A 25,830-nucleotide genomic window follows, 5' to 3' on the forward strand; every position below is an offset into this window, starting at 1 on the left:
ACGCGTGTGGGTGCATCACTTCATCAATTGGTACAACCACGAGCATCGCCATAGTGCGATACGGTTCGTCGCACCCGCTCAACGCCATGCGGCAGAGGATGCGCTGATTCTTGAAAAACGCAAACAGCTCTATGAACTTGCACGGCAGCAACACCCGGCACGATGGTCTGGCCAACTGCGCAACTGGCAACCTATTGGCAGTGTCTGGCTTAATCCGCGAACAGATCACGAAATGCGAAGCATCTTGCCTGAATTAGAGGCCGCGTAGATCACGTTCCAACTACCTTGACAGTCACCGGAATGGGCAGTATCGATAGCGCAACGCGCTCTGACTTGTTGGAGATTATTGACGATCGCGCCGGCACAAGGGCCACGATCATCACCTCCCAACTTCCAATCGAACATTGGCACGCTTGGATCGGTGACGCCACCATCGCCGACGCATTGCTCGATCGCATCATGCAGCGAAACCATCGCTTCACACTGAGCGGCGATTCGCTACGTCAGCCCGCAACCAAAACCCTTGAAAAGGAGATAAACATCGACCCATCGTGACCGCCACCACTACAATCTGAACGCGTAACACCATTCAATGCGCAATCGGTCACGATAACGGAATCAGCGGTCACGTTCACCGGAATACGCAGTTTACGAGTTTGTGGACACCTTGCCAATCGGGTTTGTCTGAAAAATGACCATTTTGGCATGTGCCCAGTAAACGGTCGATAACTAACACACAAACCCCTTCTACTAATATTTCAATAACTATTGAAGTATTGAAATGTATACGGTATTGTCCTGCACATGGACTCCAATCTCGTTGTACGTGCTTTAAGCGCGCTCGCTCATGAATCGCGTCTCGCGATCTTCCGATTGCTTGTGATCGCGGGGCCTACCGGCATGCCAGCAGGGGAAATCGCCCAGAAACTAGGGGTATCGCCATCCAGCCTGTCCTTTCATTTGAAAGACTTATCGCACGCCGAACTGGTGAGCGCGCGGCAAGATGGTCGGTTCGTTTTTTATTCTGCGAACTTCGATGCAATGCAGGGTTTGATAGGCTTTCTGACCGAAAACTGTTGTGACGGCGATCAATGCGCCGTAAGTGTCATTCCCGTTTGCAAACCTGAGACGTCGAGCAAAACATGAATAAAAACGAATATTCGATCCTGATCCTTTGCACGGGTAACAGCGCAAGAAGCGTGATGGCAGAGGCGCTATTCAACGTCATGGGCGAAGGCCGATTTCGTGCATACAGCGCCGGGAGCCATCCAAGCGGCACGGTGAACCCTTTCGCTATAGAACAGTGTGCAGCGCTTGGCTATGACGTTGCCCAATTGCGAAGCAAGAGTTGGGACGAATTTGCTACACCCGATGCCCCGCACATGGATTTCGTGATTACGGTATGCGATCAAGCAGCAGGCGAAACTTGCCCGATTTGGCCGGGCAAGCCGCTAACAGCCCATTGGGGCTTTCAAGACCCCGCTGCTTTCGAAGGCTCGGATGCAGAGAAACGAGCGCTGTTCAGCAAAATATATCGACAACTGCTCTGGCGTGTCCGTCAGTTTGTCGACTTGCCTCTAAACATATTGGATCGCACCGCCATTCAGCGAGAAATGCGCGCAATCGGTGACAAGCCGGTGGAGGAATAACGTGAGCGCCAGTGACACTACCGCTTCACAAGCACCGTCGGCTATAGGATTCTTCGAGCGTTATCTAACGGTGTGGGTTGCGCTTTGCATCATCGGTGGCATCCTGCTTGGCAAGGTGCTCCCTGGTGTATTCCAAGCTGTTGGGAAAATGGAGCTTGCCCAGGTCAACATACCGGTTGGCGTCCTCATTTGGGTCATGATCATTCCCATGCTGGTGAAGATCGATTTCGCGGCGATGACCCAGGTAAAAAGCCAGTGGCGCGGCATCGGCGTAACCCTTTTTGTTAACTGGTTTGTTAAGCCGTTTTCAATGGCACTCCTCGGATGGATTTTCATTCGACACGTTTTCGCGCCTTTTCTGCCCGCTGACCAGCTCGATAGCTACGTTGCGGGTTTGATCTTGCTCGCCGCTGCGCCCTGCACCGCAATGGTCTTTGTATGGTCGCAGCTATGCAAGGGGGACCCTTATTTCACGCTCTCCCAGGTGGCTCTAAACGACTCGATCATGATCGTGGCATTCGCGCCGCTTGTTGCTCTGTTGCTTGGCCTATCTGCGATTACCGTTCCCTGGGATACGCTCATCACGTCAGTGGGCTTGTACATCATCGTGCCAGTGGTATTGGCGCAGTTCATCCGGCGCGCCTTGCTGCGGCACGGAGACGCCTATTTTCAATCGACGGTGGCAAAGCTCGGCCCCTATTCAATCGCGGCTTTGCTTGCAACACTCGTATTGCTCTTTGCTTTTCAAGGCCAGGAGATCGTCAAGGAGCCAATGATCATTGCGATGTTGGCCGTGCCAATCCTTATTCAAGTCTTCTTTAATTCCGGGCTTGCTTATCTGCTGAACCGGAAATTAGGCGTTGCCCACTGCGTGGCGGGACCGTCGAGCCTCATCGGGGCAAGTAATTTCTTTGAGTTAGCTGTCGCGACGGCCATCAGCCTGTTTGGGTTTCATTCTGGCGCAGCGCTCGCCACGGTCGTAGGTGTGTTGATCGAAGTACCGGTAATGCTGCTCGTTGTCGGTATCGTGAATCGCTCACAGCACTGGTACGAGGCGAAAGCCAACTAATAAAAAGGATCTAAACGATGAACGTGACGATTTATCACAATCCTGATTGTGGGACCTCGCGTAACACCTTAGCGATGATTCGCAATGCTGGCATCGAGCCAGAGGTTATCGAATATTTGAAATACCCGCCAAGCCGCGAAACGCTGGTGGACCTTGTGTCCCGCGCGGGCCTAACCATTAGGGGGTTGCTTCGTGAGAAGGGCACGCCTTACGCGGAGTTAGGGCTGGCCGACACGTCGCTGACTGATGACGCCTTGCTGGATGCGATGCAGGAGCATCCCATTCTTATTAACCGGCCCCTAGTCGTGACGCCAATGGGCGTGCGTCTGTGCCGCCCCTCCGAAGTCGTGCTGGATATTCTGCCAGCAGAGCAAAAGGGCGCATTTGCAAAGGAAGATGGCGAAAAGGTTATAGGCAGTGATGGACGGAGACTCAGCTAATGTTAGAAGGGATGCCGAACATCAGCGCGCCGCACCTTGATACCCCGACCCTGCAAAAACTGGAGCCAAAGTCAGTTTCAGACCATGCGCCGCGCATCTTGCTACTTTACGGCTCACTGCGGCCGACCTCCTACAGTCGATTACTCACATTGGAAGCCGAACGTGTTTTGCAACACTTCGGAGCGGACACGCGCGTGTTCGATCCACACGATTTGCCGATGGTCGATAGCGTGCCGGCCGATCATCCAAAAGTGGTCGAACTGCGCGAGCTTTCGCTTTGGTCTGAAGGACAAGTCTGGTGTAGCCCGGAGCGGCACGGCACGCTAACCGCCGTATTTAAGAATCAGATTGACTGGCTTCCGCTCGAAAGCGCCGGGGTCCGACCGACCCAAGGGCGCACGCTGGCCGTCATGCAAGTATGTGGGGGTTCCCAATCCTTTAACGCGGTGAACGCGCTGCGCCTCCTTGGACGCTGGATGCGCATGGTCACGATCCCCAATCAATCTTCCGTCGCGAAGGCATATCAGGAATTCGATGGTAATGGCCGTATGAAGCCGTCTGCCTACTATGAGCGTGTCGTGGACGTAATGGAGGAGCTATACAAATTCACACTACTTGTGCGGGATAGATCGGACTATCTCACTGACCGCTATAGCGAACGCAAGCAAGCGCACCCGGAGCTAGCCACGACGCTTGCAGCGGCGGCAATGGTCCACGATACCGCAGGCGCGCATGCAGACAGCGACGATAACGAAGCGCAGTGAGAGCGGAACCTTAGCGACCTGGGTACTTGCCGCTGCACAGTTGGTTTCATGGGGCGCTATCTACTACGGCTTTTCCCTATTCGTCGTGCCAATGGAGCGATCGATGGGATGGGGCCGAACAGAGACAAACGCAGCGCTATCGTTAGGGTTGCTCGTGTCGGGGCTTGCCGCCTACCCGGTCGGGAAGTGGATTGACAACGGACATGGCCGACGTGTGATGGTGGCCGGATCGGTCCTCGGGGCGGCGATGCTTTTGTTATGGTCACAGGCGCATAGTCCGGTCACGCTGTTCGTGGTCTGGATAGGGCTAGGCATCGCCATGGCGGCGACTCTTTACGATCCCGTGTTTGCGGTGATCACACGCGATTATCCGGGCAGTTTCCGCACAAAAATTACCCTGATAACGTTGGTCGCCGGATTCGCCAGCACAGTCTTTATTCCCCTGACTCAAGGATTTGTCGATTGGTTTGGATGGCGTGGTGCGCTGATAGCACTGGCCGTTTCGATTTTGGCGATTTGCCTACCTGCGCATTGGTTCGCTGTTGGCAAGGATGCGCCTCGTGAGAACGAACTCGAACACAAGGTCGCGCTTCAAGCGGTCAATTCGGCTGCCGCGCGCCGCGCATTACGAACACCCACATTTTGGGCACTTGCGGTCTGCTTCACCACCTACTATGCGACGTTTGCGGCGCTGACTTTTCATCTTGTGCCGCTTATGACTGAGCGTCACGTCTCGGCAACGTTGATCTTGACCACGATGGCAGTCATCGGGCCAGCGCAGGTCCTAGCCCGTGTGCTTTGGTTCACAGCAGGGCGAGGCTCGCGGCCTTCGACGGTCGGCATCGTGATTACGATTGCGTTTCCTTTGTCGGTCTTGATTTTGATTTGGGCGGGCACTTCGCCTTTTCGCTTGATCGCCTTCGCCATTATTTATGGCGGAGCAAACGGCATGATGACCATCCTGCGCGGCACTGTCGTTCAGGACGTGTTATGGACGGAAGGGTATGGCGCGGTCAGTGGCTTACTGTCGATGCCGTCGAATATCGCCAAAGGCATCGCGCCCATTTCCGCTGCGGCCATCTGGGCGGTCAACCGCAATTACGTTCCCGTGGAATGGACCGTCTTAGGGGTGTCTACCATCTCCGCAATGGCCTTCGGGGTGGCAATCCGTTTTGCTTCGTCGCACAAACGAAGTAGCGCTTAATTGCTTCACGTAGGACCTAGTTACGATAAGAGCCTACGCGATGACAGATATCTAATAATTCACTTTAAAGGTAGGCGAGTCTTCAGGGCGGCTTTGCCGACGATCGTAGATACACGTCGTGGCAATATTGGCATGCCCTAGCCATTCCTGCACCTTGACGATATCAGCCTCATGATCGAGTGCGTTTGTTGCGGCCGTCGCCCGCAGGCAATGCACACCGAAGCCCACGACGGCAATCTTGGCTTGGGTGGCATAAGCCAGCACGCATCGATAGACACCATCGGCGGTGATGCCCTGCACCAGTGATAGGCCTTATGGGCCACCGGCAGTGGCCCATAAGGCGGCGGCCACCGGTTTACTGCATACAGCACAGGCTCCGAACCCTTTACATTTGAAACGGCGGTATTTTAAACAACGTCCTGTGAAGCAAGATGGCACGCGTAAGAAGGGTCGCCGGACTCAATTTGGAATGTCGCGTGCCCGATCCCAAATCGCTCTTCTAGCTCTTCGCAAGTTTCATGCAAAAATCGATCGTTTTCGCCTGCCTGTGGACGAACGAGATGTGCTGTTAGTGCTGTCTCTGTCGTGCTTAGCGGCCAGATATGAAGATCGTGCACGTTCTTTATCCCACTCAAGCTTTCGAGAAATGCCTTGACCTTCTGAGAGTCAATCCCTTCAGGAACCTTGTCCAGTGCCAAGTTAATACTATCTCGCAATAGGCCCCAGGTGGACACAAGAATCATTGCGGCTATTAGTAAGCTGACGACCGGATCGAGCCAAGACCATCCTGTCATTAACATGATCAAACCGGAAACAACAACCCCCGCCGACACGGCTGCATCCGACGCCATGTGCAAGAACGCACCCTTGACATTCAGGTCACCTTTTCGTCCTTTTGCAAAGAGCAATGCGGTGATTCCGTTCACAGCTATACCAATAGCGGCGACGATCATCACTGTTTTTCCACCGACAGCTCCTACAGGCACGCCTTCGATAAGTCTGCGAATTGCTTCGACAGCGATGCCGCCCACGCCGACGAGAAGTACAACGCCGTTCGTGAGCGATGCCAAAATCGAACTTCTCCCGTATCCATATGTCCGGTTAGCTGTGGGGCGACGACGTCCGAGCCACGCCGCCCACCAAGCTAACAGCAGACCGAGGACGTCGCCCAAGTTGTGCGCAGCATCGGCCAGCAGTGCAATGGAGTGAGCCCCGAGTCCAAAGATCACTTCGGCAATAACAAACAGCGCGTTCAATGCTGAACCGATCGCGAAAGCAGCATCGAAACCAGAAGGCGGAGTATGGTGGTGGTGTCCTCCACTTTCATGGGTATGGCCCGCATGTTCCTTGGGCTTATCCTCGCCGTGATCGTGATGCGCGTGTTCGTTCATAACTGCTCCTAGGTTCGATAATTCCGCGACTCATAACAAGATGCCTGGGTGCTTTAATAGGTTCTCGTGCGCAAGCACGAAAGCCACTTTTTTTAGTCCGCAGACATAAAGCAATAAAGAGGCCTATCGAAAGAAAGGTGTGTAATTCAACGATACGGCATCCTGCTCGACAAATACATTAGCGAGCGCTCCTGGGCGAACCATGCCGTGTAAGCAACTCGTATTGCAGCAAAAACAAATACCATACGGATGCAAATCTACATGCGGGCCGCATACCTGTTATTTTCGTAGCAACCGCAACCCGTTACCTACAACGAGCAAACTCGCTCCTACGTCGGCAAATACGGCCATCCACATCGTTCCAAATCCCACCAGCGTTATGGTCAAAAATACGACTTTGATGCTGAGGGCTAATACGATGTTTTGTACAAGAATCGTGTGCGTCGATTTTGAAAGGCGGACAAAGGCAGGAATTTTGCGCAGATCATCGTCCATAAGAGCGACGTCGGCGGTTTCAATTGCCGTGTCGGTTCCCATTGCGCCCATCGCAAAACCGATATTGGCCCGCGCAAGCGCCGGAGCATCATTAATACCGTCACCCACCATGCCGACCACCGAGCCATCAGCGGATAGATCGACCACCGCTTTTAGCTTATCTTCTGGCAACTGATTCCCACGGGACTCATCGATGCCCACCGCTTGAGCGATGGTTTTTGCCGTATGCGTGTTATCACCCGTTAGCATTGCGGTGCGGATACCCAGTTGGTGAAGCTCCGCGATCGCCGCACGGCTAGTCTCCTTGACCGTATCGGCGACAGCAAATAACGCAAGGGCGTGGGTTTTATCGCTCAGTACAACAACCGTCTTGCCTTGCTGCTCCAATGATTCAAGGCGGGCTTCCAAAGCAAGCGAGCACTGTCCAAGCTCCTCCACAAGTCGGTGGTTACCAAGAGTGTAGGTGGTTGAATCAATCATGCCGCGTACACCTCGGCCTGGAATCGCCTCAAAATTATCTACGTTCAAGCGACTGAGCCCTTCCGCTTGCCCTGCTTTGGCAATAGACAGGGAAACTGGATGATCCGAGCGGCCAGCCAAACTGGATGCTACACGTCTGCATAGGTCCGAATTAGCTGCGCTATCCAACATTTCAAAGTCGGTTTGCTCAGGCTTCCCGTGGGTTATCGTGCCTGTCTTATCAAGGGCCAACCATGTCAGCTTTCGACCTTCCTCAAGATACGCTCCGCCCTTAACCAAGATCCCTTTTCGTGCTGCCGCAGCTAGGCCACTAACAATCGTGACAGGTGTAGAGATCACTAATGCACACGGGCAAGCGATTACCAACAGGACAAGCGCCTTATAAACCCAATCTTGCCAATTACCACCAGCAATGAGCGGTGGGAGGATGGCAACCCCGAGGGCGACCGCAAAGACGACCGGAGTGTAAATTCGAGCGAATTGATCGACGAAACGTTGCGTAGGCGCTTTCGCACCCTGAGCTTCTTCGATCGCATGGATGATGCGAGCAAGGGTCGTGTTTCCCGCTATAGCCGTGACGGCAAACTCTAGTGAGCCTACTTCGTTGATCGTGCCCGCGAAAACGTAATCGCCTTGTGTCTTGTCTACTGGAAGACTTTCTCCGGTAATGGATGTCTGATTTACGGTCGAGCGTCCTCCAACAACTGTTCCATCTAGTCCAATACGCTCACCAGGTTTGACGCGTACTACCGCGCCAACAGTCACCGACTTGGCGTCAATATCAGTCCATGATCCATCCGCCTGGCGCACCGTCGCGGTCGCCGGGGTGAGCTGCATGAGGCCCTTAATGGCATTTCTTGCACGATCGAGCGACTTCGCTTCGATGAGTTCAGCGATGGTGAACAGCACCATCACCATCGCAGCCTCAGGCCATTGCCTGAGCACGAGCGCACCGGTGACCGCAATGCTCATCAAAGCATTAATATTCAGATTGCCGTTGGAAATGGCGACCCAGCCCTTTTTATAGGTCGTCAGCCCGCAAGCAACGACCGCCAGAATCGCAAGCGCTGCCGAGATCCATACCGAGGCTCCCAGCCAGCTTACAGCTTCCGAGCCTACCGCCGCCACTCCGGCCAACGCCAAAGGCCACCAAGGCTTTCTAATCTCAACGCCTACAGCATCAAGCTTCCCGGTCGAGTTCGGCAGCTCGGGCGTAAACCCGAGAGAGCGGATAGCCTCTGCGACGGATTCCAATGACTCCGGCGTATGCTCTACGGTCAATACCCGCTGCAAGAGGTTAAATTCCATACCTCCAACAGACTTCATGGTCCCCAGTTTTTTCCGAATTAACGTTTCTTCGGTCGGGCAGTCCATTTGCATGATACGAATCGGCGTGCGCACGTTTGAGCCGACGATCTGCGCCTCGGGGAGGCTCGCGAGTATAGGCACCGCGGAAGAGCAGCAACTGTCGGAGTGCGACGAATGATCGTGACCATGAACATTCCCTTTGTAATCGTGGTCATGGGCGTCGTGGGGGTGTTCGTGCCCTTCGTCATGTCCATGATCGTGAGCAGAGCGGGCGTGAGAATGTCCATCATGATCGTGCGTTGATGACGAATGGTCATTGCTATGACCGCATGCAGCGTGTTCCTTGACGAGCGCTATTGTGAAACGCTGCTTGGCAGTATTGAGTCGGTGTCCACCGTCCGAGGCCGCTTTTGCGCGGTGGTGGTCAGTACAGCAGCTATGCTCGTTGTTTTTCAGCGGCGATTCTTCCGCGCTCGTGACTACGTTGTCTATTCGCTCAGCCATTGTGGCGTCCTTGCAGGATTTATGGTGTAGTAAACACCTTGAAGCCACTACAAGGTCAAGCCTTTCTTGGAAGCAACATGAAAATTGGCGAATTAGCAAAAATCACCCGGTGTACGACGGAAACTATCCGTTTTTACGAAAAGGAAGGATTAATGCTCGATGCAGAGCGTACCGAGGCGAACTACCGCGAATACTCGGCAAAGCATGTTGAGCGGTTACGTTTCATTAGAAACTGTCGTGCGCTCGATATGGCACATGACGAAATTCGAGCGTTGCTGGATTTGACGGATGCACCGGCAGAAGGTTGTGGTGCTGTTAATTCATTGGTCGACGAACACATTTCTCACGTAGACCACCGGATCGAAGAGCTGCTCGGCTTACGCAACCAGCTTCTCGAATTGCGAAGCCGGTGCGGAATGGAGCAAGCCGTTGGCGATTGCGGCATAGTGCAGGAGCTTTCGCAAAAAGAAGTAGCGCCGACACGAGCTAAGCACTCGCACGTTGGATAACGTCATTGTTCGTGTTGACGGATTTCGGGGTCGCAATGTCTCGAAGAATTCCTTACCCACCAAATTTGCTATTGAAGGCTTATCGGAAAGCGTGGTGGGACCGTTGGACCGCTATACGTTGCCAATTGCTATTGGTCAGAAATGCGGAAATACGTTCTACATCGCACAAACGAAGAAGCGCTTAAAGCCTTCCCGTAGGACCTAGTTACGATGAGGGCCTACGCGATGACAGATATCTAATAATTCACTTTAAAGGTAGGCGAGTCTTCAGGGCGGCTTTGCCGACGATCATAGATACACGTCGTGGCAATATTGGCATGCCCTAGCCATTCCTGCACCTTGACGATATCAGCCTCATGATCGAGTGCGTTTGTTGCGGCCGTCGCCCGCAGGCAATGCACACCGAAGCCCACGACGGCAATCTTGGCTTGGGTGGCATAAGCCAGCACGCATCGATAGACACCATCGGCGGTGATGCCCTGCGCCAGTGATTGGCCTTTGGGTCGTCGTAATGCTTGAAATAAAGCCGCATCCGGCACTTGGCCATGAGGGGACGTTTCGAGGTAGGCGTGAATGCGTTCAGCGCTCCCTGGGTGCAGGGGCAGATGGCGCAACTTGCTGCCTTTGCCGTGAATACGCAGGTGTGCGACGCCGCGCCGGTCGTGAATATCTTTGATTCTCAACAAACACAATTCTTCGCGTCGCAGCCCGTGATACAGCAAGACAGCGATCATGGCGCGGTCGCGTCGGCCTTTCAACGTCTGCGGGTCGGGAGCATCAAGCAAGGCGCGAGCTTGATAGTCTCCAAGCGCGGGCGTCTTTCCCTCATTGCTTTCGATCTTGGGCCGCTTCGCGCCTTTCACCGGGTTGAAATCAACCGTGTTCTTCTCACACAGATATTCAAAAAGCGAAGACAGCGCGGCGAGCTTGCGCCGGATCGTCGCGCCAGATAGCACGCGATCTTCTAGCGTCTTACGCCAGGCGAGCACATGAGCGCGGGTGACAATGCGAAATTCGTTAGGCTGTTCGATGCCAGAAAACGCCATGAAGTCGCGCATATCGGCCTCATAGGCACGCCGCGTTTGCGGGTTGTTGAGATTGGCAAACCATTCGGTTTCGGGTGGTACATCCGCGAGTCGATGAAACTCAACCGCCGTAAGTGCCCTTGGCTTAGGCGCGGGTACGACAGGAAGCAGCCCGGCAAGATGGTTCTTCATTTGAGCGCCCGATAAGCGAGATAGATGCCGACTAGTGCAATGATAGTGCTACACATAAACTGCCAATTGAGACCATAGAAGTTCACCAACGAGCGCGCTACGGTCGCTGTCCAGTGATATTCCGTGTGGAAGCTTGGCATGATAAAAACCCCGCTGTCGGGGTCATTGTCGTAAAGCGTGGCCTTGCCTTCGCCCTCATACCAACCGCGCGCTCGCTGCCACATCTTTTTCATTATTGCTCCGGCAAACAATTGATTGGCTTAACACTCTTGATAACATATTTTATCAAGAGTAACGACAAAGCCGAGGTTTATAATAAAAGCCTAGGCAAATAAGTCTGAGGCGTGCGGCAGTTGTTCGGCCATAGCGGTCGTAGGCAACAGGCTTTCGACTGTCCGCTTCCGCGCGCGAGGCGGACGACCAAGGGCACGACTTGCTGAACGACGACATAGCTTGCGCCGATCGTAACGATTGACGCTAGTAACGCGGTGCGTTACTATTTGTCGATGATCACATCGTTTAAGTGCAAAGATACTGAAACGCTCTTTCACGGGAAGCGAGTGGCGCGTTTCGTAAATATTGAGACAGTCGCGATGCGGAAATTGCAGCAGGTACACGCGGCAATGGATCTCAACTTCTTGCGGATCCCCCCGAACAACAGGCTGGAGCTTTTAAAAGGAAATCGGGCGGGACAATTTAGCATTCGGATTAACGATCAGTGGCGGATTTGTTTCAGGTTTGCCAACGGAACCTCAACAGACGTTGAGATCGTTGATTATCATTGACTCGATTGCGGCTGCAAACACAACGGAGTACGACATGACACGTGAAATTCCGCTGACATTACCCGGGGAAATCCTCGCGCTGGATTGGCTGGAGCCATTGGGCATCTCGCAATATGCTCTTGCGAAGGCCATTGGAGTACCCGCTCGCCGCATTAACGAGATCGTGAAAGGTCAGCGAGCAATTACCGCAGATACAGCGGTACGGCTGGGTGCTTATTTCAACACCGACCCGCAAAGCTGGATGAGTCTGCAAACTTATTACGACACCGAAGTAGCGAAAGAAAAGATTGGCGGCGACTGCTTGACTGCGATCATGCGACATGCGGTAACCGCATAATTGGCAGTCACCGAGCCGCGAGAGAAAAGTAGGGCAAGCGCGGCCACTTCGAATTCAGGACAATGACCGCTCAGCCGTGGGTTTCCGCCAATGATCGCCGCGTTTTCGACCGTCTGTTCAGGCCGAACAACAGCCAATACTAGAACCCTGCTCTGCTTTTTATTGTCCAGAAAACGGTCGTTTCAGGAACGGAGAACTAGCCCTTGCGCGTTTCTTGCCCGCATGTTTTTGTTGCCCGGCATCCTCGTGGGTACGCCAGCCGCGCGGCCTAACTGGTTGTTTGCATAGCACTGGCCCTACGGAAACCTATATGTGGTAACGTCTTTTGTCACATATAGGAGGCAAGATGCGCGAGCTGCCCGAAGCGATACCTGACCCAGAAGTTCTGATCGCATTAGAAGCCGAAGAATTGGCTGCGACGTTGATCTTCCTGATACAGAAACGCGTTGAAGCAGATACCCGTGCGGGAGCAGGCCATGCAGGCACGTTTCATCCGGCCACGTTTATCAACGAATTTTGGGATACGAATATCCCCACTAACGGCAGGCCGACCTACCCCCGAACTCATCAGCCTTTAATCGACATGGCTGTGATCGAAGCAGTTGCCTGGTTGGAAGCGCAAGGACTTATTGTTCCATCTGATGCAACGAATGGTCATATGGGATGGCGACGCTTGAGTCGTAGAGCTCAGAAATTTGAAAATCAAGCGCAGTTTGCTGATTACCGAACTGCTCGGTTGTTACCAAAAGAGTTACTGCATCCATCGATCGCCACGACGGTTTGGTTGTCATTCATGCGTTGTGAGTACTCTACGGCCGTTTTTCAGGCTATGCGGGCCGTTGAGATCGCTGTTCGAGATGCTGCGCATTTGCCGCATTCGGACGTCGGGGTAAATCTAGTTCGAAAGGCCTTTCATGCGACGACAGGTGCTTTGACCGACCTAAGTGCAGAGGGAGGTGAGAAAGAAGCTATGTCGGCGTTATTTTCCGGAGCGATTGGGACCTATAAAAATCCACACTCCCATCGGGATGTTTCTGTAGATACCCCGCGCGAGGCGGTGGAAATCATCTTACTGGCAAGTCATTTGCTGTACGTTGTCGACGCGCGGGTTGTCACACGGGTAGCGACATGATCGATCTCAACGCCAGTCGCGCAGGCAGATCGCTACATGAACTGCTTGTCCGGCCAACGTGTTGGGCACGCTTCTCCGGCTTTACCCAAGGTTTTCCGCTCGCCACCATTCATTGCATGCCAGTCTTCGGTTGCATAGATAAGCTCTACGGCAACCAGCGCCGACGTTTAAATATCGTGGCGCAGGGCTGCTCCCTAATCGTGGCGGCGGTTTGTAAAAGCTCCCTGACAACTAGCCCACCCCTGTGGGACCGTTTAAAATAATTCGAACCTTGCGCGCCAACTCAGCACGACCATAGGGCTTGTGGATGACATCGAATTCGACCCCTTTCTCGTCCGTGCGCTGCATATCGGCATCAGCATAGCCAGTGGTTAGCAATATCTTTACGTTTGGCTGCATCTTTCGCGCTTCTCTGGCGAGCATCACACCGTTCATTTTGCCGGGCATGATGAGATCCGTGAACACCATGTCGATCGCGGGATTCTCGCTCATGACTTGCAGCGCTTCAACGCCGCCGTATGCGACATGAGTGGTATAGCCGATTTCCTCCAGCATGGCTTGCGCAACCTCTGCTACCTCCGGACGGTCATCAACGATCAAAATCGTCTCCGTACCGGGCTGCTCGATCGCTCGCACAACAGGTGCATTCGAAGGTGTAGCCGCATCGTCAGCAGGAAAGTAAAGGCGTACCGTCGTACCGATGCCGAGCTCTGAATAGATGTTGACCGCCCCCCCAGACTGTTTGGCAAATCCATATACCATTGAAAGCCCGAGACCAGTGCCTTTGCCTTCTTCCTTGGTGGTGAAGAACGGGTCCATCACGCGATCAATGACCTCCGGCGCGATACCTGTGCCATTGTCAGTGATCGCAATACAAACGTAATGACCTGGCGGTAGGTTGGCGAACCCAAAAACTTGCGAGTGTTCAAGTTCAATGTTTTCCGTTTTTACAATGACTGTCGCGTCGGGCCGCCCGGCGAGCGCGTCCCGAGCATTGAGCAGCACATTTAAAATGGACACTTCGAGCTGCGTTTGATCAATGCGAGCGTTGCGTAAATTGGAGGCGAATTGGGTTCGAAGCGAGACATTTTCGCCCAACGTTCGGCCCGCTAATTCGATCATTTCGCCAGCCATTGAATTTAAATTTACAACACGCCCGGTTAAACGCTGTTTTCTTGCGAGCGCCAAGAGTTGTGCGGTCAACGTACTTGCTTTATCGACGGCTTTTTTAATCTTGTCTAAGCCTGCGTGGACACGATCAATTCCACCAGGTTTATCAGCGGCCAAGCGACAAAGATCCACGTACCCGGTCATTACCTGAAGTAGGTTGTTGAAGTCATGGGCTATACCACCTGTTAATTGCCCGAGCGCTTCCATTTTCTGCGACTGATGTAATGCCTCTTCCGCGTCCCGGCGCCGACTTACATCGAGCTGGGAAGCGAAGAAATAAACTAATTCGCCTTTTTCATCGACTACGGGCGAGATGAACAAAGCATTCCAGAACGTTGAACCATCTTTTCGGTAATTTAGTATCTCGGTAGCAATTTCGCGGCGTCCTGCGATAGCGTCACGGACTTCCGATACGGTGTTTGGGTCGGTGTCTGCGCCTTGAAGAAATCGGCAGTTGGACCCAAAGATATCGGCTTTGCTGTATCCCGTCATTTCAAGAAATGCCGGGTTGGCAAAAATAATGGGGTTGTCTGGTAGTCGTGGATTTGTGACGATCATCGGCATGCGCGTGGTCGAAACCGCCGCGAAGAAGATGTCTTGATGGTTGTCTTCCATGCCCTGATGGTCGTTGCTCACCATAGGCGTTGCTTGGTCGTATTGGGCCATATAATAATTTTATAAAGAATTTTCGTTTGAAGCTCGGCGCATTGGCTCGATGGACCAACGCTAGGTTATAGGGTAACTACGCAATATCTATGCGAGCGTGCCGCGTTGCTCGTTAGTTGCATATAGATTGTGGCCAACTAGGGTTACGCACACCAGCAGCGCAGATGCCTGCCCGTTAATGCGTGCCGAGTCGGCGCACCGGCAGGCGAAGCCTGCGGGGTTTTCAAAGGGGTTCCCCCTTTGAGCACGATATGTATATGGAACCCCAGTGGGGTTTCGTATACATATCCGTCGTGCCCTCTTTTGCTGCCATTTTTGTACAGGAGATAACACTTAAGTGACATGGCAGTGACATGCCAATCACACATCGGTTACATCAAAGTACCAAGGGGTGACGCCGAAACTACATGCAGGTAACATTGAGGTTACAGAGAGTGACACGAAAGTGACAGTTAGATGTAAAACCTTACTCGGACACCGATATGGACGCCAGCGACATCAACGCCAGATTTGCCGAGCTAGCAAAAGATTCAGATCGATCACTAGCGATGCGCTTCAGAGACGTGTTCGACGCGGTAGAACACTCGATCAAATCGGGCGTGAGTCGGGCACAAGCACGCGACGAATTGGCGAAAATGGGACTCGACATCGCGCAACCCAACTTCAATATGCTGCTGGTTCGTATCCGAAAGGAACGCAGAAAAGTGGAGCAGTCGTCGGGTACCAAATCCGAAATTACGCAGGACCGACACGCGACATCATCGGTAGAAAAAACTCCGGCAGGCAGTTCGGTTTCCGTCCCCAGACCCAAGCCCTCCGCTAAACTCGCAGAATACGTATTGCCTGAAGATTGGCTAACCGCTGAGTTACCCCCCGAAGTGCTCAGGGGCCTATCACTCGATCAAAAATCCCAAAGGCGGAAAGCGCGGGATAAATTTTTTCATCCCTCGCCGTTCGATCTGATAAACAAAAATGAATCAAAAGGCAGTCTTTAGAAAGAGGTTTTAAAAATTCCGATCTGTAAAAGACGCGTTTGCATTAGCGGTGCCCAGTTTATTTTATTTTGATGTCGGGGCCATAGTGCTGTTTCTGCATTTCTAAAAAAATGTTAAGACAATAAACCGTGCGTGAGAGCATACGCACGCAATGCCTCATTCATGCGCGTTTGCCATCCATCGCCTTGCGCTTTATATGCGTCGATAACGTCACGGTCGATTCGCAAATTCATCTGTTCTTTGTTCGATCCTGCTGGCCGTCCACGTCCGCGCTTCACCAGCACGCCGTTTTTGTGTTCGTCGGCGTTCAAGAAAAACGCGTCATCCAGTTCCGGGATTTCTTGATAGTCCTCAGCCGTCAATGAACGGGCATCAGATTTTTCTAAGTCGCTCTGCAAATTTCTCTTGTTCGCGTTCATTAGCCTTTCTCATTGAAATAATGCGGCGTGCGTTACCGCGTTGTGTCCAGACCACCACTATCATTCGGCCTTCGAGCATGCCAACCGTGATGATGCGTTCCTCCTGGTAGTCGTTCCGGCTATCCACCATATCGACGGTGCGCCCTTCAAAAATGAACGCGGCATCCTCAAATGCTAAGCCCCGTGTCCTGAAAGTGTCATCGCGTTTTGAAGGATCGAATGTGATTTCCATAGTTATTATTGTATCCCCATAAAATGGACCGAGCAAGTATTTTTTGTATCCCCAATAAATAAAAAGGCTTTGCCATCCGCTGAGCGCTCGGATGGCTTGACCTAACGATTATTCGGCGTCCGCGTCGTCGGTTTCGTCGTCCTCGTCGCTCTGCATCCCCCCATAAAAGGTGACCTTCGCATGCTCCCGATTAGTAAGCACCTCGGGGAGCCAGTTCGTACCGGTCAACAACCTTTCGGCTGTTTGCGCTGCCTCATCCTTTTTCATGCTCGCAAGTGGGGCGGCGGCTTTCGCAGATACGGCGCTGGAGACGACATCGCAGATACGCGCCTTGGTGACGTGGTTTAAGTAGCTGGCTCGCGTCGGCGTCCAATAGGCGGTCATATCGACGCCTAGCGTGTCCATTACAGCGTTTACGGGGTGGCCGGTGTCAGTCGGTGAAACGCTGTCAACGGTGGAGGCGATACAAAAGGCGAATAGGTTGGCGGTAATGTCATTGCCTGCTTCAAGCAACCATCCCATCAGGTCCGCATATTCCTTGGGCATCATGCGGGTCCACTTTGCCCGCTCGGCCTCGAACTTGATCCATGCGGGGCTTTCTGCCATGTCGTCGGCCTCTTTCATCAAGCGCTCGCGTGAAGTCGTGATTTGCACTTCAATAGCGCGATTGCCATAAATGTTGCCGTACTTCTCCGCAAAAATTGACGGGATCATGCGGTGCATCAGTACGGCCAGGGCGACGTTAGGCTGTGCGGCAAGTTCGACCTTAACAGCGGCGGTACGGTGCGCCGTCAGGCGACGTACCAGTTTTTCGCTGTGCAATGCCGCTACCTTTTTGCTCTCTGTACCGGCTTCGCCCGTTGCTCGATGTCGCTTGCGCTCGGATAGGGCACGCTCGATACGCACATCCCCATCGTTGTCTACTATCACAAACACCCCTGATTGCTCTCGTTGGGATGCGGTCCACGCTTCGAGCCGTGCGCCGTATTCATCAAGGGCTTCACTGGCAAGCGTGGCGGCTTCGTCCAACGTCTCATAAACCCCGTCCTTTTCGTTTTCGGCGTTTTCTTCTACGCTGGCTTGATAGGCGTCAAGCGCTTCGACGGCTGTGTCTCGAACAGACTTGAGTTTTTCAAATTCGAGTTGTTCCGCAATGGTCATTTCCCGCGTATGGGACGGCAAAGACGTAAAGGCGCTCATTTCGCTGTAGTCGTATTTGAGCCGGGTTTCTACCCACTTCCAGCCTTCGGCGCGAATCTCATCGGCTATCGTTGCCAAGCGATCCGTGGCGAGGCTTTCCAGCAAGGGCATATCCGCAATGTAACCCTCGTCGTCACTGTTGCTGAAAAGGTCGCGCCGAATGTACCCGCCTGCCTTTTCGTACACGTTCAGGCCGACGAATCCAGCAAGCGGCGTACGACTCGCATGCACTTCTTCTAACGTAATGGCCGAGCGCAAATGATGCGCATCACGCGACCATTTTTGCGCCGCATCGAACCAAAGGTGATCTTGGAAAGCATGATCGTCAGTCAAGGCTAAGGCGGTCATTTGGTCGGTGCTGATACCGTTCTCGCGGTACAGGTCCAGCAAGCGCGGCGACACGTTGGCAAGCTTTAACCGACGTTGCACCGTGAGAGGGGACACGCCGAAAAGCGCGCTGATATAGTCGGCACTGCGGCCTTCATCAATCAAAAGCTTAAAGGCTTGGCATTCGTCGGCGGGGTGCATTGCTTCACGGGCGTGGTTCTCGATCAACGAAGCGGCAAGCGCTTCAGCATCGCTCACCACTTTGACCGCTACCGGGTATGACGCGGCGATTTTTCCGTCCTTTGCAAGGGCGGCAAGAGCGGCAAGACGCCGTTGACCAGCACAGACACCGAAATGGGTATTTTTGCCGCGACCGCCTTTTACCGCATGGACTACTAAATTTTGCAAAAGTCCCTTAGCCAGGATGCTATCGGCCAGCCCCTCGATTCCAGTTGCCGCTTTGCGTCGCACATTCAGAGGCGATGTACGCAAACGAGAAAGCGCGACGTATTCGATCTTGCTTTCATTGCCCAGATCAGTTTCCAGAGGGGACAGTTCAACAGATGCCGCCAAAGCATCGATTTCGTGTTCTGTGCTGTTCATCAGATATTTCCGGAGAAGGACAAGCTTGATTGCTTGCCATAGATACATTATAGGACTATTTGTCCTATAATGGAACGTAAATTTTTGATTTTTTAAGATGATAATATTTTATTTATTAGTTGCTGCATATGACTTTAGGTCCTAAAATGGATTTATGTCCTGCGCTTCGCAAGGGCGACACGGGAATTAAATATGACCATCGAAATGGAAGATCAACCAATTACTGTAAAGCCGGTTGCCGCTGAAATGCGTGCGAATTTTCTGCCAACCTATTTTGGCAAACATTTCGTGCGTGGCGAGGCAATGATTTACGATTGGGCGTCTCGTCTGTCGCTTGAATACAGCGGCGGTATTTGGGAATTCTTCGAGTTATCAAATGGTGGTTTCTATCTCGCCCCCCTAAGTGGTCCTGTTCGCGTTCAGTGGGACCTGAATGGCTTTGACGGGGTGCTTAGTGCTGACGCGTTTGGCATTGTGGTGACGATGTTTGCGCTTTGCCACTTGGTGGAATTGACCCGCGACAGAGTCATTGGTCAGCGATATCATCACCTCCGGGATTTTGCCTTCGACCATGCGGAGGCCGCTACAATTGGCGGCGCGATTGACTAACCCTGATTGACTGATCGCCCGGCTGACGCTTGGCGATGTTTGGCCTGTTGCGGTGAATACCCCCCGTCCTGCTAAACAAAGGTTTCGACGGACCTCAAACGCTTAGCGCGCGCCGTCGCGCCCAAAGCAAGGCGCCTGGGGACCCGCGCCAGTGGCGTGGGGTGCGCGCCGTGCCCGTAACGTGAGTGAAGGGATGCTTTGGACAGACCTCAAATATACGAAGGTTTTGGGGTCGTCAAGCAACCGAAGGTTGCGTGTTTCCCCCGCAGCGAAGCTGTGGGGGCTGGATCATTAGCGACTGTTTACAACGAATATTTGAGTTGAACAAGATGAACACAATCCACCAAATAGAGATCCGCCGAGAGTGCTTGGCCCCTGGTGCGTATTATCTTCAACCGAGCGGACCAGAAGTTCGGGAAGTGATTCGACGTTTGGGAATGACCGCCGTACAAGTGTCCATTTTTTTGGGTATGACTAATAAGGGGGGGCGTCAGATGCGCAGATGGATCGCCGAAGAGGCACCAATCCCGTATTCGGCGTGGGCAATCCTTTGCGCCGAAGCCGGATTAGGTCAGATATGGTCCGACGATTTGGATTGAGCATGCGTGATGACGCGACGCTCGCAAGCGACCGAAGCCGGCAATGCGTCAGCGAGCCGAGCGGGGTTTCTAATGCCAAGGAAATGCCACCGATCAACAAGGCACCGTTTGATGCGCCAAGATGACCACCGCACGGCAAGGCGTTAGCGAGCCGTGAGCGCGACTAAAACGTAACGCCGGCGTTAGCGCTGCGATCGTCAGTTCGCAGTTTTCGCGCAGCGACACGCTTCGGCGTTTCTCGCTCACTTTTTTGCGGCTTCTGCTTTGGCTTCTGCGGCCATCGCTCTTACGCGTGCGGCCAACTCGGGCGGGAACCACTCTTTGACCTCGACCCAACCAGGCGGGATATCGTTTTGTGCCGCACGAAATTGCTGGATCATGCCCGCAATGCGTTGGGGTGTAAGCCCGGTTGCATCTGCGACGGTTTTACGCGTCTCGCCTTCCACCATGATGCGCCGCAACACTTCGATTGTGCCCATCGTGACGCGTCGCATTTTTGGCATAAGTGCCTCGAATTCTTCGGGCGTCATCAACGGTTCTTTTGTTGCGGGTGTCGTAGGCAGAGGCATGCGTCGAAGGCCAAGTATTGATTCAATAGAAGATAGCATTCTATTTTCTCACAGTTCAGAGCGCGCGGCCGCCTATGAAACGCACCAAGCGCAACAGGCTTTACGCGGCGTTGGTGCGTGTTTTCTGTGTTGCCGTATGGGGGCCAGTGACCCCCATATGAACTTTTAGCAGTTTGCCTTTAACAGGCGCATCTCTTCGGCCAACACCCACAAAGCCCGGTTCAATTTGATGTTTTGGTCAATACCACCTACCTCGCGGGTACGCATCGGGCGACCTTTCGCGTTACGTCCGGAAAGTCCGCCTTTGATGATATTTTCTTGAACGCGATTAAACGTGGTCCACAGATCCGGCGCGCGGTCCTCCATCCGGCGCGGGGCTAATATTTGCGATTCGGTGACAGGGGCCGGGGCACCGGTCGTGCTCGCTTGATATTTAAGCTCCAGGGCCGCGCGAGCAAACGCGGCTTGCTCGCCTTGGTTGAGCGTGAGCGCTTGCATACCTTCGCGTTGCTCAACCACCGTTTCGAATGAATCCAATACCCGCACCGCACCTTCAATGACTTCGTGCAAGATGTTTCCTTTATGCGGCACGCGGATATCGTCAGTGGTCTTTCCGCACACCATGCCGTTCTTGCAAACGAAGCGGAACTGACCGGCGAGCATCTGGTAGCTGCTTGTCCCATCGTGGGAATTCAATAAAATGATTTCATTGACTTCGTTACCCTCGATTTGGTTGGCATGGCGCAAGCGAATCAGGTGTTTTGTGTGTTCGCGCTTGCCTTCGTCACGTACGCGAGTCTGCGCCACCATGAACGGGCTAAAACCCTCCTTGCGCAGTCCATCCAAAACTTCAATGGTCGGAATGTAGGCATAGCGCTTTGAACGGCTGTCGTGCGCGGCGTCGGCAAAGATAGACGGCGCTACGTTGCGGATTTGATCATCAGTCAGCGGCAAATGTGAACGAAGAACCGGGGCGTTACGACCAAAGCGGGATGATAATTTCATAATATGTACTCCTGTGTTTTACAAAGAAACCAAGGGACGGTTGCTGCCGCTGTTCCCTGGAGGGTTATCACCTTGCGGCGAATCTGTTTGCTGCTTCCATGTAGTAATTATGCCTTAGTTCGATCGGTTATGCAATAGTTTTAAATAGTAGAATTATATTTATTTAATTTCGTTTGTGCCTTTTGACGTATCCATACCGCCGTATTCGAAGGTTTCGCCACCGACTAAAGCTAACCCCCTACCTGCTAAACCGTATTTGTTTTTGCGCAGTATCTGTGATCTTGTGTGGCGGCGGTGCCGCCTATTGCTATAATGCTGGCAACCGTTGTACTCCTGTGAGTTTTACGGCCTAGGCCCCACGGTGTTGCTGCACCTTGGGCCTTTCTGTTGGCGTCGGCGGTACGCCTGTCGGCAAACAGGGATGGGTCGGGTTTGCTTTGTTCGTGACAACCAATGTGCGCACGAAGTGCCGAAGCGGCGTTTGCTTAGACGATTTCCGGGCGAAAACGAATGCCAAGCGGCAAGACGACAAAGAGTTTGCGTGCGGATATGCCCACGGTAGCGGCCTGGATCGATCAGCTTCGCGCCGCGTTTGGCAGCGATGTAATTCACGATGCCATTCGAGCTGGCGAACCCGCTTTTTATGCAGAAGAAGACGGACATATTTTAGGCACGCCTTTGCTGAAAAACGTGAACGCTTGGAACCTGGAAGGTCTAGCACAGCGACAGTTTTGCAAAGGATGCCATGGTGAATGCGTGGGTACGGACCAGCCCTGCCACCGCTGATCAACTGAATTAGCCAAAGCATCGAAAAACAAAAAATTATCCTTACGTGCTTTGCTTCGTGCCTAATTTCTGTATACTCAATCGTCGCCTAAACAAAGGCGACCTGGTTTAGCAGCCGGAATCTCAATAGGCGGACCGCCGCTGTGCGGCTTTTTTTCGTCCGTTGCCTTTGCACGCCCAACAATGGGCGGGCCTTGGTCGGGGCATCCTCGGATGCGCAGGTTTCTATTGAGCCTGTCTGCTAACCCGGCCAATGGTCTGCCCACCCCATTTAGCAGTGGACGGTAGACCTCTTATCTCAATAGGAGTTTGTCATGCGCCCTGTCACGGTTCGTTCTGAGCAAGCCCAAATCCACGCAATCATTCAAGCGGCCTTGCGCGCAGCGGCAACCGCGCCAACAATTTTCGATGCCTTAGACGTAACAGGTTCAGCACTGCGCTCTATCCAAGACCTGGCGCAACGACCCGTTAGTCAAAGGGTTATGGGGCAGGCGAACAAGACTACTTACTAGTCGAAACAAGGCTGATTCATAAATCTTGTAAACTAACGGCACCGTCGCACGACATGACACCTAAGATAATGACCGATTCAAACCTTGTCGCTTTCGCTACTGAAAAACGCATAATTTTCGATGGATCGCCTTCGCAGGTGGTGAATGCAGCGACGTTCGTAAAAGGGCTGTTGGCATTGGTGGTCATCGTGGGCGCGTACATCTATGCCCTAGGGCAATGGCCGGTGCCGTTAATCGTCCCAACGATTGCGGTCGCAATTGTCGTCTTCAGCGTAGGTCTGTCTTACCTGCAAACCGCTTTCACGGAAATCATCATCGATTCCGAGCGCATCACGTTGCGTCGAGGGATTTTAAACAAGCGCGTCACGAGTCTGGAACTTTTCCGAATCCAAGATTTGACGTCGATTCATCCGTGGTGGCAGCGCATGTTTAACGTCGGCGCGATCGTCGTAATGACGAGCGATTCGAATAATCCCACATGGGTGCTTCCAGGCATTAAGAATGCTGAAGAAATGCGTAGTGCCCTCAACCAGGCGGCGATTGCTTTACGAGACCGCAAAGGCATTCGGGAAGTGAACATGGGCCGCATTTGAGGCGTACTTTGATGTACGTTACGAACAACATAAAGGCAAGGGGACAACCATGGCAGAACCAGCAGAGCTCGAACAGCTTCTTAAAGAACAGGAAGCACTCGAAACCCGAATTAATGCGATCAAGTCTGAGCAAAAGCAAGCAGTAGTCAACGAGATAAAAAGTAAGATTGCTCTTTTTGGTCTATCGATTGCCGACCTCGGGTTGTATATTCCAAGTACTAGCCGAGAAAGAAATTACCGGTCAAAGCCTGTCGCACCGAAGTATCGCGATCCCGAAACCGGGGCGACCTGGGCCGGTCGGGGTAAACCACCAAGATGGATGGCGGGAAGGGACCGCGCGGAATTCCTTATCCCCTAACGCTACATGCCCAGTACGGCAGGACGATCGGCACCTTGGAGTTTTTCATGCGAATGATAAGAAACGTGTTGTATCATCGTCAATTAAGAAATCCAACAGCAACGACATCCTTACCCGCAGATCGAGACGCTCAAGGCATCTTCTCTGTAGCGTGACTTTCGCCATTTCAGAAGATCACGCTAGAGAATATGTGATGGGCTTTTGATGTCTTGCATGAGGATGCGCTTATTCGTCGCCTTTAATGCGGCATTGATGTCGTAGATGCACGGCTCGCCGTTGCCTATCTCGACTTGTCCGACCTCCGCGTCCGATAGTTCCTCTACAATCTTGGTGAGCGCGCGCAAACTATTGCCATGTGCCACGACCACGACGGATCGCCCGTATAACAGCTGGGGGGCGATGGCCTCTACCCACGCTTTAGATACTCGTCCGACCGTCTGTGACAGCGACTCAGTCTTTGGGAGATCTCGCGCAGGCACACCTGCGTAGCGTTGATCGAGATTCACATATTCTCTCGCAGCCTCGTCTAGTGGCGGCGGCTGTGCAGCGTAACCGCGCCGCCACTCTTTCACGGCGAGCGTTCCGTAGCGTTCCTCCGCGCGCATCTTCATCTGACCTGTAAGTGCGCCGTAATGGCGCTCATTAAGCCGCCAGTCGACATGTTGCGTCACCCAAACCATGTCCATCGATTCAAGCAAAATCCAAAGCGAGTGGATGCACCGGCTTAAGGCCGACGAAAATGTCACATCGAGTTCGATGCCTTCGCTCAGCAACGCGGTGCCAGCGACCCGCATTTGCTCGATTCCCCGGGCCGTCAATCCTACGTCAGCCCAACCGGTAAAACGCTGCTCCAGATTCCACTGAGATTCTCCATGCCGCACCAATATGAGCGATGCCACAGCCCCCCCTAATTTTTTTTGGATGACAAAACGTTCAACGCCAATATCCCCAAAAGGCCCATTGCGAAACATACGCCGTCAGCATGCACTCCAAATGTTATCCGACCTTCTAGAAACCAGCCGATCAACACCCATACCACTATCCCACCAGCAAATCTTGCGTCATCAACAAACAGACCAAAAAGTTCATTTCGTACCAGGGCAATGGCGCCTAGCTTCGTTGGGCTCGACGATGCTGAAGTTGATTGACTCTGCAATGTAGGAATCTTGGCGCGCCCGATCACGACCTTCACCAGCAAAAACGCGATCCCCAGAAAAGCGACAATTAACGCCAGCAAGTACACATCAGCGCCCGGCCACTCAACGCCGATGCCCTCTCCAACCCAAAATGTACCGAAAGCGCTCAGCATGGCGCCCACCGCAAATTTGAGGGAATTTTCCGGCACTCTTGTCAGCGGGCGATGAAGCGCAAGACCGAGCACAATCACGGCACCAAGGGCTAGCAACGCACCCAGGCACGCGGGTACCATCAGTTGCGTGCTAGAACCAATTGCAATGACGATAAAGACGACCTCAATACCCTCCAGCATAACAATCTTGAAGGACGTCATAAAGGCAAGCACATCCACCCTGCATGGTGTGACGGATTCGATCGATCGCAGATTGGCGGTTTCCTTCTCATACGCCACCGCTTCATTGTGCAATGGCTTCGCTCCCGCAGCGCGCAAAATCGCCTTTCGTAACCAGCGTAGGCCGAACAGCAGCGACAATGTTCCCACTGTTAATTGCACCCAATCTAGGGGGATACGCGTTAATGACGGGCCTAGTATTGCTACCAAGCATATGAGAACGGCTAGCGCAGCGCTTACGCCCAATAGCGCGGAACGCCAACCTCGAACCGTACCAACGGCTAAAACGATTGTCAGGGCTTCAACGCACTCGACGCCCGCGCCCATAAACGATGCGAGCATCGCAGGTGCTGCAATAGTCCATAAAATCATGGC

28 protein-coding genes and 2 pseudogenes are annotated in these 25,830 nt (G+C 53.2%); 17 read left to right on the forward strand and 13 right to left on the reverse strand.

Features of this window, described 5'->3' with window-relative positions:
- The 8 genes and pseudogenes from OVY01_RS14350 to OVY01_RS14385 form a co-directional block, all read left to right on the forward strand.
- Positions 1-268, forward strand: a pseudogene (locus OVY01_RS14350) (hypothetical protein); the annotation flags it as partial.
- A 29-nt stretch (positions 269-297) separates the two neighbouring features.
- Positions 298-555 (forward strand): annotated as a pseudogene (locus OVY01_RS14355) (ATP-binding protein); the annotation flags it as partial.
- A 249-nt stretch (positions 556-804) separates the two neighbouring features.
- The gene (locus OVY01_RS14360; RefSeq protein WP_267848286.1) at positions 805-1,146 is read left to right on the forward strand and encodes an ArsR/SmtB family transcription factor; all 342 of its coding nucleotides are present in this window, start codon (positions 805-807) and stop codon (positions 1,144-1,146) included.
- Complete coding sequence (locus OVY01_RS14365; protein WP_267848287.1) at positions 1,143-1,649, forward strand: arsenate reductase ArsC; 507 nt, start codon at positions 1,143-1,145, stop codon at positions 1,647-1,649. The genes OVY01_RS14360 and OVY01_RS14365 overlap by 4 nt, the downstream gene beginning before the upstream one ends.
- A 1-nt stretch (position 1,650) precedes the next feature.
- On the forward strand, positions 1,651-2,718 hold the full coding sequence (gene arsB, locus OVY01_RS14370; RefSeq protein ID WP_267848288.1) for an ACR3 family arsenite efflux transporter: 1,068 nt from the start codon (positions 1,651-1,653) through the stop codon (positions 2,716-2,718).
- 17 nt (positions 2,719-2,735) lie between these two features.
- Entirely contained in the window at positions 2,736-3,158 is a 423-nt protein-coding gene (gene arsC, locus OVY01_RS14375; RefSeq protein WP_267848289.1) for an arsenate reductase (glutaredoxin), read from the forward strand.
- A complete protein-coding gene (gene arsH, locus OVY01_RS14380; protein WP_267848290.1) occupies positions 3,158-3,922 on the forward strand; it encodes an arsenical resistance protein ArsH in 765 nt (254 codons plus the stop codon). Before arsC ends, arsH begins: the two co-directional genes overlap by 1 nt.
- Positions 3,891-5,126: an MFS transporter gene (locus tag OVY01_RS14385; protein WP_267848291.1), complete on the forward strand. Its 1,236-nt coding sequence runs from the start codon at positions 3,891-3,893 to the stop codon at positions 5,124-5,126. Before arsH ends, OVY01_RS14385 begins: the two co-directional genes overlap by 32 nt.
- Positions 5,127-5,177: 51 nt before the next feature.
- Here the strand turns inward: OVY01_RS14385 and OVY01_RS14390 are convergent, their stop codons facing one another.
- From OVY01_RS14390 to OVY01_RS14400, 3 genes are all read right to left on the reverse strand, one after another.
- Positions 5,178-5,426, reverse strand: coding sequence for a tyrosine-type recombinase/integrase (locus OVY01_RS14390; protein ID WP_267848292.1), 249 nt, complete (start codon positions 5,424-5,426; stop codon positions 5,178-5,180).
- A 107-nt stretch (positions 5,427-5,533) separates the two neighbouring features.
- The gene (locus OVY01_RS14395; RefSeq protein ID WP_267848293.1) at positions 5,534-6,517 is read right to left on the reverse strand and encodes a cation diffusion facilitator family transporter; all 984 of its coding nucleotides are present in this window, start codon (positions 6,515-6,517) and stop codon (positions 5,534-5,536) included.
- 279 nt (positions 6,518-6,796) lie between these two features.
- Positions 6,797-9,304: a heavy metal translocating P-type ATPase gene (locus OVY01_RS14400; RefSeq protein WP_267848294.1), complete on the reverse strand. Its 2,508-nt coding sequence runs from the start codon at positions 9,302-9,304 to the stop codon at positions 6,797-6,799.
- 77 nt (positions 9,305-9,381) lie between these two features.
- Here OVY01_RS14400 and cadR point away from each other — a divergent pair, with 77 nt between their 5' ends.
- Positions 9,382-9,813 (forward strand): Cd(II)/Pb(II)-responsive transcriptional regulator, encoded by a 432-nt coding sequence (gene cadR, locus OVY01_RS14405; RefSeq protein ID WP_267848295.1) that lies wholly within the window; start codon positions 9,382-9,384, stop codon positions 9,811-9,813.
- A 236-nt stretch (positions 9,814-10,049) separates the two neighbouring features.
- Here cadR and OVY01_RS14410 read toward each other — a convergent pair whose 3' ends face one another.
- A complete protein-coding gene (locus OVY01_RS14410; protein WP_267848296.1) occupies positions 10,050-11,030 on the reverse strand; it encodes a tyrosine-type recombinase/integrase in 981 nt (326 codons plus the stop codon).
- A complete protein-coding gene (locus tag OVY01_RS14415; RefSeq protein WP_267848297.1) occupies positions 11,027-11,263 on the reverse strand; it encodes a hypothetical protein in 237 nt (78 codons plus the stop codon). Before OVY01_RS14415 ends, OVY01_RS14410 begins: the two co-directional genes overlap by 4 nt.
- Before the next feature lie 273 nt (positions 11,264-11,536).
- Between OVY01_RS14415 and OVY01_RS14420 the strand changes: the two genes are divergently transcribed.
- The 3 genes from OVY01_RS14420 (at position 11,537) to OVY01_RS14430 (ending at position 13,284) form a co-directional block, all read left to right on the forward strand.
- On the forward strand, positions 11,537-11,815 hold the full coding sequence (locus OVY01_RS14420) for a type II toxin-antitoxin system RelE/ParE family toxin (protein WP_267848298.1): 279 nt from the start codon (positions 11,537-11,539) through the stop codon (positions 11,813-11,815).
- Positions 11,816-11,849: 34 nt separating this feature from the next.
- Positions 11,850-12,152: a HigA family addiction module antitoxin gene (locus tag OVY01_RS14425; RefSeq protein ID WP_267848299.1), complete on the forward strand. Its 303-nt coding sequence runs from the start codon at positions 11,850-11,852 to the stop codon at positions 12,150-12,152.
- Between the two features lie 346 nt (positions 12,153-12,498).
- Positions 12,499-13,284, forward strand: coding sequence for a TIGR02391 family protein (locus tag OVY01_RS14430; RefSeq protein WP_267848300.1), 786 nt, complete (start codon positions 12,499-12,501; stop codon positions 13,282-13,284).
- Positions 13,285-13,515: 231 nt separating this feature from the next.
- Here OVY01_RS14430 and OVY01_RS14435 read toward each other — a convergent pair whose 3' ends face one another.
- Positions 13,516-15,120, reverse strand: coding sequence for a histidine kinase famiy protein (locus tag OVY01_RS14435; protein ID WP_284700896.1), 1,605 nt, complete (start codon positions 15,118-15,120; stop codon positions 13,516-13,518).
- A 482-nt stretch (positions 15,121-15,602) separates the two neighbouring features.
- On the opposite strand from OVY01_RS14435, the gene OVY01_RS14440 reads away from it, so the two are divergent.
- Complete coding sequence (locus OVY01_RS14440; RefSeq protein ID WP_267848301.1) at positions 15,603-16,115, forward strand: hypothetical protein; 513 nt, start codon at positions 15,603-15,605, stop codon at positions 16,113-16,115.
- A 113-nt stretch (positions 16,116-16,228) separates the two neighbouring features.
- Here OVY01_RS14440 and OVY01_RS14445 read toward each other — a convergent pair whose 3' ends face one another.
- From OVY01_RS14445 to OVY01_RS14455, 3 genes are all read right to left on the reverse strand, one after another.
- Positions 16,229-16,534, reverse strand: a complete 306-nt coding sequence (locus OVY01_RS14445) for a BrnA antitoxin family protein (protein ID WP_267848302.1) — start codon at positions 16,532-16,534, stop codon at positions 16,229-16,231.
- Positions 16,488-16,766 (reverse strand): BrnT family toxin, encoded by a 279-nt coding sequence (locus OVY01_RS14450; RefSeq protein ID WP_267848303.1) that lies wholly within the window; start codon positions 16,764-16,766, stop codon positions 16,488-16,490. The genes OVY01_RS14445 and OVY01_RS14450 overlap by 47 nt, the downstream gene beginning before the upstream one ends.
- Before the next feature lie 108 nt (positions 16,767-16,874).
- Complete coding sequence (locus OVY01_RS14455; RefSeq protein ID WP_267848304.1) at positions 16,875-18,896, reverse strand: ParB/RepB/Spo0J family partition protein; 2,022 nt, start codon at positions 18,894-18,896, stop codon at positions 16,875-16,877.
- Positions 18,897-19,088: 192 nt separating this feature from the next.
- On the opposite strand from OVY01_RS14455, the gene OVY01_RS14460 reads away from it, so the two are divergent.
- A complete protein-coding gene (locus OVY01_RS14460; RefSeq protein WP_267848305.1) occupies positions 19,089-19,505 on the forward strand; it encodes an antirestriction protein in 417 nt (138 codons plus the stop codon).
- An 841-nt stretch (positions 19,506-20,346) separates the two neighbouring features.
- Here OVY01_RS14460 and OVY01_RS14470 read toward each other — a convergent pair.
- Together OVY01_RS14470 and OVY01_RS14475 are read right to left on the reverse strand one after the other, a co-directional pair.
- A complete protein-coding gene (locus OVY01_RS14470; protein WP_267848306.1) occupies positions 20,347-20,634 on the reverse strand; it encodes a TrfB-related DNA-binding protein in 288 nt (95 codons plus the stop codon).
- A gap of 204 nt (positions 20,635-20,838) precedes the next feature.
- A complete protein-coding gene (locus OVY01_RS14475; RefSeq protein WP_267848307.1) occupies positions 20,839-21,678 on the reverse strand; it encodes a DUF932 domain-containing protein in 840 nt (279 codons plus the stop codon).
- Positions 21,679-22,188: 510 nt separating this feature from the next.
- On the opposite strand from OVY01_RS14475, the gene OVY01_RS14480 reads away from it, so the two are divergent.
- From OVY01_RS14480 to OVY01_RS14495, 3 genes are all read left to right on the forward strand, one after another.
- Positions 22,189-22,464, forward strand: coding sequence for a hypothetical protein (locus tag OVY01_RS14480; RefSeq protein ID WP_267848308.1), 276 nt, complete (start codon positions 22,189-22,191; stop codon positions 22,462-22,464).
- A 580-nt stretch (positions 22,465-23,044) separates the two neighbouring features.
- The gene (locus OVY01_RS14490; RefSeq protein WP_267848310.1) at positions 23,045-23,569 is read left to right on the forward strand and encodes a PH domain-containing protein; all 525 of its coding nucleotides are present in this window, start codon (positions 23,045-23,047) and stop codon (positions 23,567-23,569) included.
- A 49-nt stretch (positions 23,570-23,618) separates the two neighbouring features.
- Positions 23,619-23,927, forward strand: a complete 309-nt coding sequence (locus OVY01_RS14495; protein WP_267848311.1) for an H-NS histone family protein — start codon at positions 23,619-23,621, stop codon at positions 23,925-23,927.
- Between the two features lie 179 nt (positions 23,928-24,106).
- On the opposite strand, the gene OVY01_RS14500 is transcribed toward OVY01_RS14495, so the two are convergent.
- Complete coding sequence (locus OVY01_RS14500) at positions 24,107-24,898, reverse strand: 2,3-bisphosphoglycerate-dependent phosphoglycerate mutase (protein ID WP_267848312.1); 792 nt, start codon at positions 24,896-24,898, stop codon at positions 24,107-24,109.
- Entirely contained in the window at positions 24,835-25,827 is a 993-nt protein-coding gene (locus OVY01_RS14505) for a COG4280 domain-containing protein (protein ID WP_267848313.1), read from the reverse strand. Before OVY01_RS14505 ends, OVY01_RS14500 begins: the two co-directional genes overlap by 64 nt.
- Between the last annotated feature and the right edge of the window lie 3 nt (positions 25,828-25,830).

Origin of the sequence: Robbsia betulipollinis (assembly GCF_026624755.1) — a bacterium.
Lineage (GTDB): Bacteria > Pseudomonadota > Gammaproteobacteria > Burkholderiales > Burkholderiaceae > Robbsia > Robbsia betulipollinis.